Genomic DNA, 15,155 nt, shown 5'->3' on the forward strand with positions numbered 1-15,155 from the left:
CGATTTATCGCGGCGATTTGGTGAGCAAGGCCGGGCGGCGCAACGCGTGGATCGATGCGTTGTTCGTCGATCATGCGGTGCTGCGGCTCGGCTGGACCAATTTTGCCCCGGTGCAGCCGGGTGTGTTGTATCGCTCGAACCATCCGCTGCCGGGGCATTTGCGGCGCTATGTCCAAGAGGTGGGGTTGCGCAGCGTGATTAATTTGCGCGGGCCGTGCGCGAATGGCTCGGATGCGCTGTCGCGCGAGGCGGCGGGGCGGTTGGGGCTCGAATTTTACGATATGGCGCTGGAATCGCGGGGCGCGCCGCAGCGGGTGCGAATCCTGCGGCTGGCAGAGATTTACCGCACCATGGCGCGGCCCGGCTTGATCCATTGCAAATCCGGTGCCGATCGGGCCGGGCTGGCGGCGGCGTTATATTGGCTGATCGAGGGCGGCAGTTCGGCGCAGGCGCTGGCTGAGCTGAGCTGGCGCTATGGCCATATCAAACAATCCAATACTGGGATTCTCGACGCGTTCATTGAGACTTATGCCCGCGAGGCGGAGGGGCGGATTGGGTTTCTGGACTGGGTGCAAACCGAGTATGACGAGGCGGCCCTGCGGGAGCGGTTTCGCGCGCGCGGGCTCGCCCGGTTCGTCAATGATCGGATTTTGCGGCGGGAATAATTAATTTTCGGGCGGCACCGGGCTGATCGGGATTTCGCGGGCTTCGATGATCGGTTGCTCGCCATAGCCGGGGGTGCGCAGCTCGGCGCCAATCGTGTTGTTCAGCTCGGCTTCGATTTCGTCGCTCGCTTCGCGGGCGCGGTAATTTTGGCTGTTGCCGTTATGGTGCTGGCCATTATTCTGGCTCGCATGCGGCTGGGCTTGCGGGGCGGTGTGGCTGCCTTGCGCCTGGTTCATCGCGAGGATGATGCGGAAATAATGCTCGGCATATTGGTAATAGCTCTCGGCCAATACCCGATCACCGCTGCTTGAGGCATCACGGGCCATTTGCTGATATTTATCGTAGAGCTGTTGGGCGGTGCCGCGCACGCGCTGCTCCGGGCCGTTGCTGTCGAACACATGGTTGCGATTGAGCGGCGCGCTGTTCTGGAAGCTGCGGAAATTGCCGTTACCGCCACTATTGGGGCGATTATTGCGGCTGCGCATGCGTTTAATATTCATCGAGTTCGATCGTCCTGTCATGGTGTGGTGGAGCGGCGGACGCGGGCTGCATCATGGCCCCTGTCTTCCGCGCCGATCGTCCGCGACCGGGTCCTGCCTTCGGTGGGCGGGATGTTTTGGTGGCGCAGCGATGTCGGCGAACTCCCATCCGGTCAGACCCATCAGCACATCGAACGGACGACCAGGGGCGGGAGGTTGATCGGCATGAGCGGGCCAGAGGCGCGATTCATGATCGAACGGATAATTTATAGCGCAAACATTCGCTGGTGCCAAATTGTTTTTTTATCAGGGGTTTGGCCGGGTGATGATCAGGGCGCGGGGAATGGTTGCGAGGTCGTGGCGGGTGGTGACGGCGAAGCCCGCAGCTTCGGCCATCGCGCGCAGGGGGGCGGCTTGGCCGAGGCCGCATTCGAGGATGGCGGCGCCGTGCGGGGCGAGGCGCTGCGGGAGATCGGCCAGGATGGCACGGTAGGCGTTCAGCCCATCGCCACCACCATCGAGCGCGGAGGCGGGTTCGTACTGCGCGACCTCGGGCATCAGGCCGGGGATGTCATGGCTTGGGATGTAAGGCGGGTTGGCCAGGATCAGATCAAACCGGCCGGCGAGCGGGGCGGCCCAATCGGCCACGATGAAATGGCTGCGCTGCGCGAGACCCAGCGATTGGGCGTTGGCGCGGGCGAGTTGGGCGGCGGCTTCGATCCGGTCGATCCCGATGCCGTGGGCGGCGCGAAATTCGGTGAGGGCGGCGAGGAGCAGGGCGCCCGTGCCGGTGCCGAGATCGAGAATCCGCGTCACGTCATCACGGTGCGGAAATTGGGCGAGGGCGGCTTCGATCAGGGTTTCGCTATCGGCGCGGGGGATCAGGGTGGCGGGGCTGACGGCGAGGGTGAGGGACCAGAAATTGGCGTGGCCGGTGAGAAAGGCGAGCGGTTCATGGGCGGCGCGGCGGGCGACGAGGTTTTGTGCGGCCTCGGCCTCGATTTCGGTGATCTGATCGCGGAGCAGGAGAGTCTCGATGCGGCAGCGGAGCGAAAAAGCGAGCAGCAGGCGGGCTTCGCGGCGTGGTTGATCGATGCCGGCGGCGCGCAGTTGGGCGCTGAGGCGGGTGAGGAGGGTGGTGGTGGCTTCGCTATTCAAGATTGGGCGGCGAGTTTGGCGGCTTGATCGTGGGCGATCAGGGCTTCGATAATGTCATCGAACTCGCCTTGCATGATCCGGTCGATTTTATGGAGGGTCAGGTTGATCCGATGGTCGGTGACGCGGCCTTGGGGGAAATTATAGGTGCGGATGCGCTCTGAACGGTCGCCGGTGCCGACTTGGGATTTACGATCGGCGGCGCGCCCGGCATCGGCGCGGGCGCGTTCGGCGTCATAGATGCGTGAGCGCAGCACTTTCATCGCCTTGGCGCGGTTTTTATGCTGGCTCCGTTCTTCCTGCATGGTGACCACGATGCCGGTGGGCAAATGGGTGATGCGCACCGCGCTTTCAGTTTTATTGACGTGCTGACCGCCGGCCCCGGAGGCGCGATAAACATCGATCCTGAGATCGCCCTCATCGATGGCGATATCGACGTCTTCGGCTTCGGGCAGCACGGCCACGGTGATGGTGGAGGTGTGGATGCGGCCTTGGGTTTCGGTGCTAGGCACGCGCTGGACGCGATGCACGCCGCTTTCATATTTCAGCCGGGCGAACACGGATTTGCCGGTGATTTCGGCGATGCCTTCTTTCAGCCCGCCGAGTTCGGACTCGGTGTAGTCCAGATTTTCGAAGCGCCAGCCGCGTAAATCGGCGTAGCGGCGATAGGCGGCGAACAGTTCGGCGGCGAACAGGCCGGCTTCATCACCGCCGGCGGCGGGGCGGATTTCGAGGATGGCGGGCAGATCATCCGCCTCGTCACGCGGGAGCAGGAGCAGGCGGATTTCGCGCTCCAGGGCGGGTAATTGTTCGTGCAGGAGCGCAAGTTCGGCATCCGCTAGCTCGCGCAATTCGAGGTCTGCGCGGGCGGCTTCGGCTTCGGCTTGGGCGCGCTGGCCTGCGCGCAATTGCTGGATCAGGGCTTCGAGCGGTTCGATGCCGGCCAGTTCGCGCGAGGCGGCGACGAAGCGTTCGCCATCGAGGCCGGAGGCGAGCATGGCGCGCAATTCATGGGCGCGTTCGGCGATACGATCAAGTTGGTGGTCGAGGCTCATGGGCGGGGGGCGAGCTGCTGCAACAGAGTGGCGATGGGGAGGGTTTGTTGGGTGCCATCGGCGAGGTTTTTCAGGGCGGCTTGATCGGTGCTGCTCTCCGGCCCGACTAGGATGGCCCAGTTGGCGCCGGTTTTGTTGGCGCGCTCCAGGCGGCGTTTGAGGTTGCCGCGATAATTCATCTCTGCGGCGATGCCCTGGCGGCGCAGTTGGGTGAGGAGCGAAATGGCGGCGGGTTCGTGGGTGGCATCGATGGGGATGACGATGATCGGGGCGGGGGGTGCGGGCGGTTCGGCGATCAGCATGGCGAGGCGTTCGATGCCAGCACCCCAGCCGATGCCGGAGATGGCGGGGCCGCCCAGTTGTTCGACCAGGCCATCATAGCGCCCGCCGGCGAGCACGGTGCCTTGGGCGCCGAGGCGGGTGGTGACGAATTCGAAGGCGGTGTGGTTGTAATAATCGAGGCCACGGACGATGCCGGGATTTTCGATGTAGGCGACGCCCATGGCGGTGAGGTGGGATTTCAGCGCGGCGTAAAAGCTGGCGGCTTCTTGCGTGAGGTAGGGCGCGATGGTGGGGGCGTTGGCCACCAGGGCGATATCCGCCGGGTCTTTGGAATCGAGGATGCGGAGCGGGTTTTTTTCGAGCCTGGTTTGACTATCGGCGGAGAGTTGCGCCGCGTGGGCGGTGAAATAGGTGATCAGGGCGGCGCGGTAGGCATCGCGGCTTTGGGGGTCGCCCAGGGTGTTGATGTTGAGGGTGACGCCCTCGGTGATGCCCAGCTCATGCAGGATGGTGGCGGCGCAGGCGATGGCTTCGGCATCGGCCAGGGCGGTTTCGGCGCCGAGGATTTCAAAGCCGATTTGGTGAAATTGCCGGTAGCGGCCTTTTTGCGGGCGTTCGTAGCGGAACATCGGGCCAGCGTAGAAGATTTTTTGCGGCAGGGATTGGGTGAGGCCGTTGGTGACCAGGGCGCGACAGATGCCGGCGGTGCCTTCGGGGCGGAGGGTCAGGCTGTCACCGCCGCGATCCGCGAAATTATACATTTCTCTGGTGACGATGTCGGAGGTTTCGCCGAGATTGCGCGAGAAGACGGCGGTGGCTTCGAAAATGGGGGTGGACCAGGGTTCGGCGCCGTAGAGGGCGGCGATGCGTTGGGCGGTGCTGATGATGTGGGCGTGGCGGCGGGCTTCGGGGCCGATCAGGTCTTGGGTGCCGCGCGGCGGTTGGAGCTTGCTCAAGGCGGGTGATCCTTAGGGACTTGGCAGGGTGAGGGTTTGAGACGCTGCTCTATTGGCGGAAATTGGGCGGATTGACCAGCGGCGGCGGGGTGTGGGTTTTTATTACGATAACGCAACGAAATAGGCGTGATGCGGTGGCGGGGATTAAAAATATTGCAAACGGGGTGGGCCGAACCAGGCGTGGAAGGCTTGGCGTTGATCCCAGGGGGTGGGTTTGGGCGGCGGGGTTGGGAAGGGTGAGGGGCGGGGCGGATGGTTGCGCCGTGGTTTGCGGGGGCGGGGTGGGGTGGTGGTTGGGTTGCGGGTGGGGGCTGGCAGGTGCGTGGGGCGGGGGATGCCGAGCATGCGGCAGAGGGCGCGCAGCAGCGGGTGCAGGGCTGGGTTTTGGTCGATGGCGGCGCGCATCGCGGGATCGGCCAGGAATTGGGTGATGGCGTGGCGGTGGGTGACGCAGATATTGGCCTCGGTTTCGGTGGCGGGAACGAGGCGGAGCAGCCAGGCGTGATGGCGGGGCACGGGATCGGGCGTGTAGGGGCGCTCGGGGCGCGGGCGGCGTGATTGGGGGTTTTGGGGGATGGCGTTTGCGGGCCGCGGGCCAGCAGATGATCGAACCGGGCGATCATGCCGTTGAGGCGGCGCGCAATGGCATCGAGCAGGGGGCGGGGCAGGCCGGTTTGGTTACCGCGCCCGATAAATGCGCTGCGCAAGCCGCGCATGAGGATGGCGAAGCGGCGCGAAAGACTAACAAGGGTGGGCTGGTTGGTCACGCGCGCATAAGAGCATGAAGGGGGGTGGGTGCGAAAGGGGAAAGTGTCGCGTCTGTGCCGGATTGGGACTGAATGGCGGGAGTGCTTTTTCAATTTTGGAATAGCGCGTGTGATTGCTCTGTGCTACGATTGAATGCCGAAAGTTAGTGAGTTAATACTGACTCTATAAGAGACGAGAATAGCAAATGTATAATTTGGTTACGTCCCGATTAAACGTCGTTTCGTTGACGGTTGTGCGTATTGAGCTTTGTTGTGGCACTGTAAGTCTGAGCTTTGCATCGGCTTTTTATGAACGGGTAGGTGACAAGAGATTTCTCGTCACAAATTGGCATTGCGTAACGGGGCGTGATCCCAATACGGGTCTATGCAAAGCAAAGGACGGCATCACGCCAGATTCATTGATCGTTTGGAACCACAGTATCTTGATGGTCAATGGCCAATTCATCCGCTCGACTGGCCAATTTTTTGACACCCCTACTAAGATAAAGATTCCAATAGATTACCGCTCGGGCAGCAGATGGCGTATGCATCGGCAAGGACAGAAAATCGACCTTGCCGTTACCGAAATTATGCAAAGCGAAGGGGGTAATTTAGAGTGTTGCATCAGTGCGGTACAGCCTGACAAGAATACCGAGCTGGAAATTGGCGATGCTGTCGTCATAGTCGGCTTCCCGATTGGGCTTAACCCAACGGGAACGCTCCCGTTATGGAAAGGCGGTTATGTCGCCTCTGAACCAGCTTTTCCCGCGGGTGGCGAACCGTGTTTTTGGATCGACGCCGCAACACGGCGAGGAATGTCTGGCAGTCCTGTTTTCAAACGGCTACGGCGCCCGGACGCCTCGCGCGAGGCGATGAGTATTCTGCCCGGCATACTCACAATAGACGCATCTGATGCGCTACAGTTTGTCGGTATTTACTCTGGGAGGATGGGGCATGCTGACCTTCTAGAGGCGCAGATAGGTAAAGTTTGGCTCCCGCGCCTCATAGCAGAGGTCGTGACTGATGGCGTGGAACTTGATTTCGATGAACAGGTTGAGGCGTAGCGTCGGTTAGCAAGCGGGGAGGGTCGGTGATGGGCGCAGGTGGGTGGTCTGTTTGATGGGGTTATCGCCGCTGATGCGCTGCGTTGGCCATAAAATTCCCTTTGCGCATCAGAATGGCTCATTTAAGCGGCGTTGCAAGAGGGCGTGGTGGGGACGGGGCGACGTTTGCTTTCCCGCGATGTTGTGGATTTCCAAAATTGAACGTTTCTTCGATATTTGAACAATTGCCAATGTGTATCATGGCGGACTTGCAAGTGGATCGGGAAACGGTGGTAGCTGGCCGTTTATAGACATCAATTGGCCGACGCGGATGACCTCTTCTAGCCAGGATGAATCATGCGTCACGCCACTCGTTGCATCGATCACTAGATATCTGAGCTCATTTTGCACTTTCATATTAGAAATATATCTCCCGGCACGCTCGGTGACGGGTATTGTTGCCTCCAGAAGATCAAATATCCGAATGGCGATAATAATTGTTCCATCTATCTCAATGCCATAAGCTAAATGATGTTTTGGATGTAGCTGCCATAATTTGAACGAGGAGTTTCCTTCGGGAATGAGTCCAGCGCTCCCCATCAAAAATTGCGTCTCATTTGAATCCGGATTCAATATCGCCGCACGAATGGTAGCGGCGCTTGGATCATCAAGGTAGGTTTCGCCGAGCCACATAAAAGCTAGTTCGTAAACAATCTTAAGCATCGCGTGGCGGAGACGAGCAAAATTAATTTTTGGATTGATAATAAAAGTTGGTTGCTGACCTTCTTGCACCTCGAGACTTCCGATTATTTGCGACATTTCTTCGTCAGTTAGCGATCGCATACCCTGTCTTTTGCGTTCCCGTTGAATTATTTTTGGAATATTTTTCCGTTCCTTCGCATCCACCGTAATTTGGACCGCTATCGTGCCGTTGGGCAATTGCACTTTTCGCTTGTGGAAGATCAGGGAAATATCGAATTTTTCTGTTGTCGGATTGTATCGAACCTTCAGTCGCTTATCCGGATCTTCGGCTAGTTTAGCTTCTCCATCGAAGATATTAAACCGGCTTGGTGCTTTGCCAGAATTGCCGGCTAGGCCGAACTCCCCTCGCTTCCACAGAATTGGCGCAAAATTTGTCAATGCGGCGTCAATATTGTTTCCTAGAAATGAATTGCAATCACGGCATACTCGGGACATCGTCAAAGAGCCCCCGATGGCTAAAGGGAATACGTGCTCTTCAGACCCCGATTTTTCGCCAAGACAAAATATACACTTCACGTGTCATTCCTTCTTCCGATTTGGTCATTGTATTCTGGCCCAATAATTAGCAGGCGTATGATGGGCGAGCAGAGCGCTACCCATCGCTTACTTTTCGATTAAGAATTAAGAAATTTGATATTTGGTTTAACGGCCGTTATTTTACCAACAATAATACTACGCATCCTGTTTTCTATATGGTTGTATAGCGTGCTTCAATACGCTTCGCCGCTTTATCAAGTTCCGGAAAAAGATTGCTCTCATTAATGCCAAGCAAATCAAGAGCACTCCTCAGGGCACCCTTTGATTTTTGTGGAATAATGAATTTTTTTTCGCGTATGATCTGTGCGAAGTTAATGCTTTTTGGCGGCTCAAGACCATGAATTATAAAACCACCAGATTGAGCCAAAATCCGCCGATTACTCATCTTTGGATGAACGTAGTAGGGTTTGAACAGGTCGATTGGGTCAATATTTGGCAAGAAGTGTGGCTTTTCTGCTCTAATAAATTGTTGAAGCCGATGGTATTCCGCAAGCCCGTTCACTTGCCTCACTTCAATCGATTTCTTCACACCTTTGGTGCGGTTCTCTCGGATATTAATGATCGCATTTTTCTCCTCTTTTGTCAGATTTGCTAAATTTGCTAGACAGCTTACTGAATCACTATCAAAATACTTCTCTCGCCCCTTCGGGATTGAAAAGGCAGTAACGACCCCATCCGAGTGTTCACCGTCTGGGCCGGGATCAGTTGCAAAATAGAGTGCAACCAATGGATTTAATGACACGTCCATTAATCGCGTGGGTAGACCGAAGTGCTGCATACGGACGAGTCGGTCGAACATGGTTTGGTCATCGGAGAATTCGTTTGGATGAACAGTAATGAGGTCGCGTATCGCTCGTTTCTCATTTTCCTCCAGCTTGCTTAGGCCCGGTCGAAGTAAACCAGGCACATTCTTCCATTTGACATTGCGCTGCCCACGGTAACACTTGAAATCAGTTTCGGCTTTTGCATACTTCATTACTGCTTTTATAAAAGCCTCCAAAGTTGACGTGGTGTCCGTCACCACAGGTACAGCCACGGTTTCACGGCGACTTATCTGCGCTTTTAACATCGAATAACCTTACCGCATTATTTCTGATTTGCCAAGGTGGTAACAGTCTGATCGTTTCCAGAATATTCAGGGTGTCGCGAGCGCTAGCAAGCGTAGGATGGGTGAGCGCAGCGCTACCCATCGCTTCTTGATGCCGAGGCTTGGGGCAAGGCGATGCTGTTCTATCCAGCAGATTGGGCCGGCGCTGCGGTGGCGTTGAAAGAGGCGAGGGAGGCATTGATGGGTAGCGCTTCGCTCACCCATCCTACGCTTGCTTGATCGCGAACTTATTTTGTTATTTGAGCGCGCAATTCGGGACGAAGGATTTATTATAATTATCATTCATCTCGGTGGCTTTGGGCGTGTTTTCGAGGGGGGTATTGTTCGGTGGTGGTGGCCAGGTAAAATTCTGTCCCGCGCATTTCCGTGCTGCGGCCCAACAGGCTAAGCTGCGCGGATCTGTCCCATAAGAAGGGGGTATTCCGCCCATTTTTGCCATCTCGGCGCTATAATGCTCAGCCTGTTTACGTTCTTTTATTGGGTTGTACGTATTGATTTTATGGTATTGTCCATCGGCACCAATGAAGCCGTCGTTAATGTCGAAAGAGATCGCCTCGTCTGGTTGGCAAATAACACGGTCTTCTTCTGCTTGTTCATGACCACGCTCAGTGGGCGCATACGGCCAACGAATGCTGACGTCCAACTCATCGCCAACCTGCCGCATATCCCCAATATCAACTAACGCATCTATGGCTGATTTGTCTCTATCGCTGGCGACCCATACCGGCTTTCCCGACGCGATTGACGAAGGGGGGACGATCGTTACCGTTTGGGCTAGACATATATTCGGAACGGTTATTGATACTAATATCAGTAATTTTCCGAGGTCGCGTTGGTAAACCATTGTAGTGCTCCTGTGGGTGTTTGGATAGCTTATTTGAGCGGCCTTGCAAGAGGGCGCTGCGGATGTGGCGAGGACGGATTTGCAGGGTCAATAATGACGGGCCGACGATGGATTGCCGCGCTGCGCTCGCAATGACGGGGTGGTGGCGTGTTGGAGCGAGAGTTTTTTGCTGCTTTTTTTCAAAAAAGCAGTTTTGCTCCGCCTGATTTTTGCGCCGTTGGGTGGCGCTTTGGACGCGATTTCGGCTCAGGGGATGATCGGCGCGAAGCGGCGTGTTGCTGACCTATTGAGCGCGCCCCAGCGAATCGAGGGAGTTTGTGGCCAGATGATCGAGAATACGTTGCAGGGCTGCGATATTATTCTCGTCTTCGGCGGTTTCGAGCGCGTCTTGGAGCACTTCGTGGATGTCTTCGGCGCTGACGCGTTCCATTTGCCAATTCGGATAGAGGCGTTCGCGTTTTTCCGCGCTTTGGTCGAGCGCGACGATATCGTAATGGCGCGGATCGTTATGCAGGCTGGCCATGAGTTTGCGCACGGCGGCTTCTGGCCCCTCGATCCATTGGAAGAAGACGCCGCTGCCGAAAACGAGTACGCCGGTAATGCCGCAGGTGCGATTATGGCGTTGTGCGGCGTCGATGAGGCGGTTGACCTCGGCGTCGTCCACGCGGTCGGCGGCGCGACTGCAATAGACGAACGTGTGCAGTGGGGGCGTGGCGGCGTCATCGTCGGGGTCGCTGGGAAAACCGGGTTCGTCGAACATGGGTTGGCTCGCTTTGTGGATGTCAGGCCTGTGGTGTCACATGGTTGGGGGGGATCGGCAAGCGCCGTCGGGTGGGAGCGGCGCGGGTTATAGGCCGGTGAGGGTGCGGGCTTCGGTGATGGCTTGTTGGGCGGTGATGCGGTTGGTGGCGAGTTGTTCGATCAGGGTTTCGTTGGCGCGGGCGCGCAGGGCGAAGAGGGCGGCACCGGTGTCGTGGGCGGCGCGGCCGAGTTCGTCCATTTCGGATTGGGCGTATTTGCCGGCGGTGCGGGGGCGGCAGGCGATGACGCCGAACAGGCGACCGCGCAGGGCGAGGGGGAGTGCCATGCCGTCGGTATCGAGGCTGCTGTTGAGGCCGTGCAGGTCGAGCGGGGCGCGGGTGGCGCGCAGGCGCACGAGGGCGGGGTCGTCCGGGTCGAGGGTGGGGGGGTAGGGCTGGGTGCCGGTTTGGGCGGTGCGTTCGATGAGGTCGCCGCGCCATTCATAGAGGGCGGCGCCGGGGGCATCGAGGCGTTGGGCGAGGGCGGTGACAATGCGGGTGGTGAGGATGTCGGTGGATTCGATGAAGCCGGCGTCGCGGACGAAGTCGCGCAGTTGGGCGCGGGCTTGGTGTTCGCGCCAGAAGAATAGGCGGTCGATGGCGGCTTCGATCCAGCGTTGGGCTTGGTGGAAGAGGATGCCGACGCCGAGGGCGACGGTGAGTTCGAGGGCATGGCTGGCGTTGCTGCCGAGGGCGCTGCTGACGATCAGGCGTTCGCTGGCGCCGAGGCTGGCGACGATGATGGAGATCAGGGCGGTGACGAGCATGGCGCGGCTGACGACGATGCGGACATCGATCAGGCGTTGGGTGGTGGCGGCGTAGGCGAAGATGGTGAAGATGATGGTGAAGACGAGGGTGGGGCCGATCGTGAACAGGAAGTGGATGGTGGGGTTGGGGGTTTGGTCGAATAACGGGATGACGCCGAGGGCGAAGAGGACGATGATGAGGCTGGTGCCGACCAGAAACCAGCGAATGCGCAATTTTTGCTGAAGGGAGGCGCGGAGATAGCCGATGGTCAGGATGAGGACGGGTGTCAGCACGGCGATGGCGATCATTACGAGCGTTATGCCGGTGAGGGCGGCTTGGGTGTTGATGCCGCGATAGATGAGGGCGAGGGGCGGGATTAATTCGAGAGCGATGGTGGCGATGAGCAGGGGGATGAAGCTGCGATTGAGCCAGCGGCGGGTGCGGGGGCGGGGGGCGACCACGTTGAGGGCGCTGATATAGAGGCCGAAGATGGGGAGGCCGTTGACGGCGAAGATGAAAATCACGCCGGCCAAGACATTAAAGGGTGGCGGCAGGGGGGGTGTGAGGGCCGCGGCATTGATGATGAGGGCGAGGGCGAAAATTGTGAGGCCCCAGGCGGTCCAATCTGCGCCGCGCCAGAGGGTTACCAGGGCGAAGGCCATAGTGATGGCGAAGAAGAGGTTGTTGGCGGCTTTGATGATTGTGCCTTCATCGGGGGTGGGCTGGCTTTGGAGGGTGACGGTAAGCGGCTGGCCGGCGCGGATGATGTGGGCGGGGTAGGTGTGGTTTGAAGGGACGTTGGGGAACACCATGATTTCGCGGGTGATCAGTGGTTGAGTGGCGATGGTGATGAGGTCGCCTGGGTGCAGGTTAGCGGGGAGTTTGGTGTGCTGGCGGGCGGTGATCGGGCTGGCGCCGGATGGCGATGGGCTTGGGAGATGAAAGGGCAGGCGGTTCGGCTGAAACAGCAGGATCAGTGCGAAGCCGATGACCAGCACGGTTGTGGCCAGCAGACGGATGAGGAGCAGGCGGGGGCGGGTTATTGTTGCGAAGCTTGAATGGTCGGCCATTGGCTTGATTTATTGACCAGGCTGACGCTGCGCACAAGGAGTTTGTGGTTGGGAATTTGTGGGATTTAGGCGGGGCGGGGCAGGAGTGTGATGCCGGGGAGGGCGGTGATGCGGTCGATCCAGGCTTGCACGCCTTGGTAGGGTTGGAGCGAAAAGCCGGCTTCGTCGGCGCGGTGGGTGTAGGCGAAGAGGGCGAGGTCGGCGATGGTGGGGGTGGTGCCGACGAGCCAATCGGCTTGGCTGAGGCGGCGTTCCATGATGGTCAGGGCTTTGGCGCCTTGGGTGGCGCATTGGGCGAGGCGTTCGGTGTGGAGGTGGGCTTCGCGGCGCCAGGTGATGAGGTTGCGGGCGACGGCGATGGCGGGTTCGTGGGTGTATTGTTCGAAGAATAGCCATTCATGGATGCGGGTGCGGGCGAGCGAGGGGGGTGGCAGCCAAGCGGTGGCTTCGGCGAAATGGAGGAGGATGGCGTTGCTTTCGGTGAGGATGGTGCCGTCATCGAGGCGCAGGACCGGGACTTTGCCGTTGGGGTTGAGGGCGAGGAAGGCGGGGGTTTGGGTGGCGCCGGTGCTGGTATCGGTTTCGATCCAGTCAAAATCATGGCCGGTGAGGCGCAGGATTTGGGCGACTTTCCAGCAATTGCCGGACATGGCCATGCCGTAGAGCTGCATTGTGGTGCCTCCGTAGTGGGTGCGGATTATTCGGCGGCTTGGGGGGCGGCGTTTTTGGCGGCTTGTTGCTCGGCTTGGAGTTTGGCGGCGCGGGCTTCGACGAGGGCGACGACGTGATCGATCATGGTTTCGCCTTCGATGGTGTGGTCGGTTTTGCCGGCGGCGTAGACCATGTGGCGGCCATTGCCGCCGCCGGTGACGCCGAGATCGGTCATCAGGGCTTCGCCGGGGCCGTTGACCACGCAGCCGATGATCGAGAGGGTGATCGGGGTTTCGATATGGGCGAGGCGGTCTTCGAGTTTGGCGACGGTATCGATCACGTTGAAGCCTTGGCGGGCGCAAGAGGGGCAGGAGATGATGCGCACGCCGCGATGGCGGATGCCCAGCGATTTCAGGATGTCCCAGCCGACTAGGACTTCTTCTTCGGGTTCGGCGGAGAGCGAGACGCGCATGGTATCGCCGATGCCGGCCCAGAGCAGGGAGCCGAGGCCGATGGATGATTTGACGGTGCCGGTGCGCCGCCCGCCAGCTTCGGTGATGCCGATATGCAGCGGGTGGTCGCAGGCTTCGGCGAGCTGTTGGTAGGCGGCGACGGCCATGAACACGTCTGAGGCTTTGACGCTGATTTTGAATTCGTGGAAATCGTGGTCTTGCAGGATTTTGGCGTGTTCGAGGGCGGATTCGACCAGGGCGTCCGGGTTGGGTTCGCCGTATTTTTCGAGCAGATGGCGCTCCAGCGAGCCGGCATTGACGCCGATGCGGATGGAGCAGCCGTGATCGCGCGCGGCGGTGACGACTTCGCGGACGCGTTCGGCGCTGCCGATATTGCCGGGGTTGATCCGCAGGCAGGCAGCACCCGCGCGGGCGGCTTCGATCGCGCGTTTATAGTGGAAATGGATGTCGGCGACGATCGGCACGTTGACTTGTTTGACGATGCTGGCGAGGGCGGCGGTCGCGGCTTCATCGGGGCAGGAGACGCGCACGATATCGACGCCGGCGCGTTCGGCGCGGTGGATTTGCGCGACGGTGGCGGCGATGTCGTCGGTGAGGGTGTTGGTCATGGTTTGCACGGAAATCGGCGCGTCGCCACCGACTTTGACCGAGCCGACGCTGATTTGGCGGGATTTGCGGCGGGTGATTTGCTGATATTCGCGGTAGTTCATTTTGGCACCGAATTGTTGGGGGGCGTGGTGGCGGGTGTTGCAGCAGAATTGGGGGAGGGTGGGGTGAGTTCAATATGGCGCAGCACGACGCCGGTGGTGCCGAGTGGCGCGGAGGGTTGGCCGTTATGGAGCAGGATGGTGCCGCCAGCGTTGCCGGTGCTGAGTGTCAGGCCCGGTTCACTCGGGACGGGCCAGAATTCATCTTTTTTCAGGATGCGGGTGAACAGGATTTTGCCGGTGGCGTCGCGGATTTCGACCCAGGCGGGCGCGGTGGCGGCGACGGCGAGGGGACCGGGTGGGGTTGGCGCGGGCGCGGGCGTGGTTGGGGTGGTGGTGTTGGGGGTGGGTGCGGGTGCTGCGCCGATGGCGTGAAAGATCGAGGGGGTGGCGGGTGGCGCGGGTGGGGTGGGTGCGGGTGTGGCGCTGGGCGGGGTTGTTGGCGGTACAGGGGCGGCGCTCGTCGGGGTTGGTGTTGTCGGCGTCGTGATGGGTGCGGGCGCGGGAGCAGGAGCAAAAATATGGGATTTGGGGATGGCGAGGGGGGCTAGTTTGGCCGGAACGGGGGGGATGGCTTGGGCGAGGTGGCGTTGGTGCTCGGTATGGCGATACCAGAGCAGGTAGGCGGCGAGGGCCACCAGCAGGGCGAGCAGCACGATGGCACCGGGCGGCACGGCGCGGTCTGGCACTGGGCGGGGGAAGGCGAGTTTGGGTTGTTTGGGTGGGGCCATGCCGGCGGCGCGGAAGCGGCGGAGGATTTCATCGGGGTCTAGCCCGATCATGTCGGCATAGGCGCGGATGAAGCCGGTGGCGTAGGCGGGGGCGGGCAGGGCGGCGAGGTCACCCGCTTCGATGGCTTCGAGCTGGGCGGTGCGGATTTTCAGCCGGACCGAGAGTTCGGTGATCGACCAGCCGAGCTGTTCGCGCACGGCGCGCAATTCGGCGCCGACTTGTGCTGGGCCGGGGGCGCGCGCGGTTTCGCTCTCGGGATCGCTGGATTTTCTGTCGGGTCGGTCTGCCAAAATCAGAATGCCATGGTTGGGATTTGCCGGGGTGTTGCACCGTCGGGGAAAC

Annotated in this window: 16 protein-coding genes and 1 pseudogene; 3 read left to right on the top strand and 14 right to left on the bottom strand. The window is 59.9% G+C overall.

The features are described 5' to 3' along the window. Nucleotides 1–2 precede the first annotated feature (2 nt). Nucleotides 3–665, top strand: a complete 663-nt coding sequence (locus tag ACYUCQ_RS08575) for a tyrosine-protein phosphatase (protein WP_460254153.1) — start codon at nucleotides 3–5, stop codon at nucleotides 663–665. On the opposite strand, the gene ACYUCQ_RS08580 is transcribed toward ACYUCQ_RS08575, so the two are convergent. From ACYUCQ_RS08580 to ACYUCQ_RS08600, 5 genes are all read right to left on the bottom strand, one after another. Continuing rightward, complete coding sequence (locus tag ACYUCQ_RS08580; RefSeq protein WP_460254103.1) at nucleotides 666–1,166, bottom strand: DUF4167 domain-containing protein; 501 nt, start codon at nucleotides 1,164–1,166, stop codon at nucleotides 666–668. A gap of 285 nt (nucleotides 1,167–1,451) precedes the next feature. Next, complete coding sequence (gene prmC / locus ACYUCQ_RS08585) at nucleotides 1,452–2,303, bottom strand: peptide chain release factor N(5)-glutamine methyltransferase (RefSeq protein ID WP_460254104.1); 852 nt, start codon at nucleotides 2,301–2,303, stop codon at nucleotides 1,452–1,454. Continuing rightward, nucleotides 2,300–3,355, bottom strand: a complete 1,056-nt coding sequence (gene prfA / locus ACYUCQ_RS08590) for a peptide chain release factor 1 (RefSeq protein WP_460254105.1) — start codon at nucleotides 3,353–3,355, stop codon at nucleotides 2,300–2,302. The genes prmC and prfA overlap by 4 nt, the downstream gene beginning before the upstream one ends. Next, nucleotides 3,352–4,593: a histidine--tRNA ligase gene (gene hisS / locus ACYUCQ_RS08595; RefSeq protein WP_460254106.1), complete on the bottom strand. Its 1,242-nt coding sequence runs from the start codon at nucleotides 4,591–4,593 to the stop codon at nucleotides 3,352–3,354. The genes prfA and hisS overlap by 4 nt, the downstream gene beginning before the upstream one ends. A gap of 144 nt (nucleotides 4,594–4,737) precedes the next feature. Next, a complete protein-coding gene (locus ACYUCQ_RS08600) occupies nucleotides 4,738–5,109 on the bottom strand; it encodes a hypothetical protein (protein ID WP_460254107.1) in 372 nt (123 codons plus the stop codon). Nucleotides 5,110–5,195: 86 nt separating this feature from the next. On the opposite strand from ACYUCQ_RS08600, the gene ACYUCQ_RS08605 reads away from it, so the two are divergent. Then, nucleotides 5,196–5,378, top strand: coding sequence for a hypothetical protein (locus tag ACYUCQ_RS08605; protein WP_460254108.1), 183 nt, complete (start codon nucleotides 5,196–5,198; stop codon nucleotides 5,376–5,378). A 167-nt stretch (nucleotides 5,379–5,545) separates the two neighbouring features. Continuing rightward, nucleotides 5,546–6,403 carry a S1 family peptidase gene (locus tag ACYUCQ_RS08610; protein WP_460254109.1) on the top strand — a complete coding sequence of 286 codons (858 nt, stop codon included), beginning with the start codon at nucleotides 5,546–5,548 and terminating at the stop codon, nucleotides 6,401–6,403. Nucleotides 6,404–6,640: 237 nt separating this feature from the next. Here the strand turns inward: ACYUCQ_RS08610 and ACYUCQ_RS08615 are convergent, their stop codons facing one another. The 9 genes and pseudogenes from ACYUCQ_RS08615 to ACYUCQ_RS08655 form a co-directional block, all read right to left on the bottom strand. Further along, a complete protein-coding gene (locus ACYUCQ_RS08615) occupies nucleotides 6,641–7,522 on the bottom strand; it encodes an HNH endonuclease (protein WP_460254155.1) in 882 nt (293 codons plus the stop codon). Nucleotides 7,523–7,525: 3 nt separating this feature from the next. Continuing rightward, nucleotides 7,526–7,660, bottom strand: a pseudogene (locus ACYUCQ_RS08620) (HNH endonuclease); the annotation flags it as partial. A 172-nt stretch (nucleotides 7,661–7,832) separates the two neighbouring features. Further along, complete coding sequence (locus ACYUCQ_RS08625; protein ID WP_460254110.1) at nucleotides 7,833–8,750, bottom strand: FRG domain-containing protein; 918 nt, start codon at nucleotides 8,748–8,750, stop codon at nucleotides 7,833–7,835. 274 nt (nucleotides 8,751–9,024) lie between these two features. Then, nucleotides 9,025–9,633 (bottom strand): hypothetical protein, encoded by a 609-nt coding sequence (locus tag ACYUCQ_RS08630; RefSeq protein WP_460254111.1) that lies wholly within the window; start codon nucleotides 9,631–9,633, stop codon nucleotides 9,025–9,027. Between the two features lie 283 nt (nucleotides 9,634–9,916). After that, nucleotides 9,917–10,393 (bottom strand): BLUF domain-containing protein, encoded by a 477-nt coding sequence (locus tag ACYUCQ_RS08635; protein ID WP_460254112.1) that lies wholly within the window; start codon nucleotides 10,391–10,393, stop codon nucleotides 9,917–9,919. A gap of 87 nt (nucleotides 10,394–10,480) precedes the next feature. After that, nucleotides 10,481–12,250, bottom strand: a complete 1,770-nt coding sequence (locus ACYUCQ_RS08640) for a hypothetical protein (protein WP_460254113.1) — start codon at nucleotides 12,248–12,250, stop codon at nucleotides 10,481–10,483. A 65-nt stretch (nucleotides 12,251–12,315) separates the two neighbouring features. Next, the gene (locus tag ACYUCQ_RS08645; protein ID WP_460254114.1) at nucleotides 12,316–12,921 is read right to left on the bottom strand and encodes a glutathione S-transferase family protein; all 606 of its coding nucleotides are present in this window, start codon (nucleotides 12,919–12,921) and stop codon (nucleotides 12,316–12,318) included. Nucleotides 12,922–12,947: 26 nt separating this feature from the next. Then, complete coding sequence (gene ispG, locus ACYUCQ_RS08650; protein ID WP_460254115.1) at nucleotides 12,948–14,084, bottom strand: flavodoxin-dependent (E)-4-hydroxy-3-methylbut-2-enyl-diphosphate synthase; 1,137 nt, start codon at nucleotides 14,082–14,084, stop codon at nucleotides 12,948–12,950. Beyond that, a complete protein-coding gene (locus ACYUCQ_RS08655) occupies nucleotides 14,081–15,103 on the bottom strand; it encodes a helix-turn-helix domain-containing protein (protein WP_460254116.1) in 1,023 nt (340 codons plus the stop codon). The genes ispG and ACYUCQ_RS08655 overlap by 4 nt, the downstream gene beginning before the upstream one ends. Nucleotides 15,104–15,155: the final 52 nt, after the last annotated feature.

The sequence above is a fragment of the Acidiphilium sp. MT5 genome (genome assembly GCF_054767495.1).

What these genes read in the sequence shown, in the direction of transcription:
- ACYUCQ_RS08630 (WP_460254111.1), bottom strand. Translation starts at nt 9,633, where the DNA reads ATGGTTTACCAACGCGACCTCGGAAAATTACTGATATTAGTATCAATA.
- ACYUCQ_RS08640 (WP_460254113.1), bottom strand. Translation starts at nt 12,250, where the DNA reads ATGGCCGACCATTCAAGCTTCGCAACAATAACCCGCCCCCGCCTGCTC.
- ACYUCQ_RS08625 (WP_460254110.1), bottom strand. Translation starts at nt 8,750, where the DNA reads ATGTTAAAAGCGCAGATAAGTCGCCGTGAAACCGTGGCTGTACCTGTG.
- ACYUCQ_RS08605 (WP_460254108.1), top strand. Translation starts at nt 5,196, where the DNA reads ATGATCGAACCGGGCGATCATGCCGTTGAGGCGGCGCGCAATGGCATC.
- prfA (WP_460254105.1), bottom strand. Translation starts at nt 3,355, where the DNA reads ATGAGCCTCGACCACCAACTTGATCGTATCGCCGAACGCGCCCATGAA.
- ACYUCQ_RS08645 (WP_460254114.1), bottom strand. Translation starts at nt 12,921, where the DNA reads ATGCAGCTCTACGGCATGGCCATGTCCGGCAATTGCTGGAAAGTCGCC.
- ACYUCQ_RS08610 (WP_460254109.1), top strand. Translation starts at nt 5,546, where the DNA reads ATGTATAATTTGGTTACGTCCCGATTAAACGTCGTTTCGTTGACGGTT.
- ACYUCQ_RS08635 (WP_460254112.1), bottom strand. Translation starts at nt 10,393, where the DNA reads ATGTTCGACGAACCCGGTTTTCCCAGCGACCCCGACGATGACGCCGCC.
- ACYUCQ_RS08580 (WP_460254103.1), bottom strand. Translation starts at nt 1,166, where the DNA reads ATGAATATTAAACGCATGCGCAGCCGCAATAATCGCCCCAATAGTGGC.
- ispG (WP_460254115.1), bottom strand. Translation starts at nt 14,084, where the DNA reads ATGAACTACCGCGAATATCAGCAAATCACCCGCCGCAAATCCCGCCAA.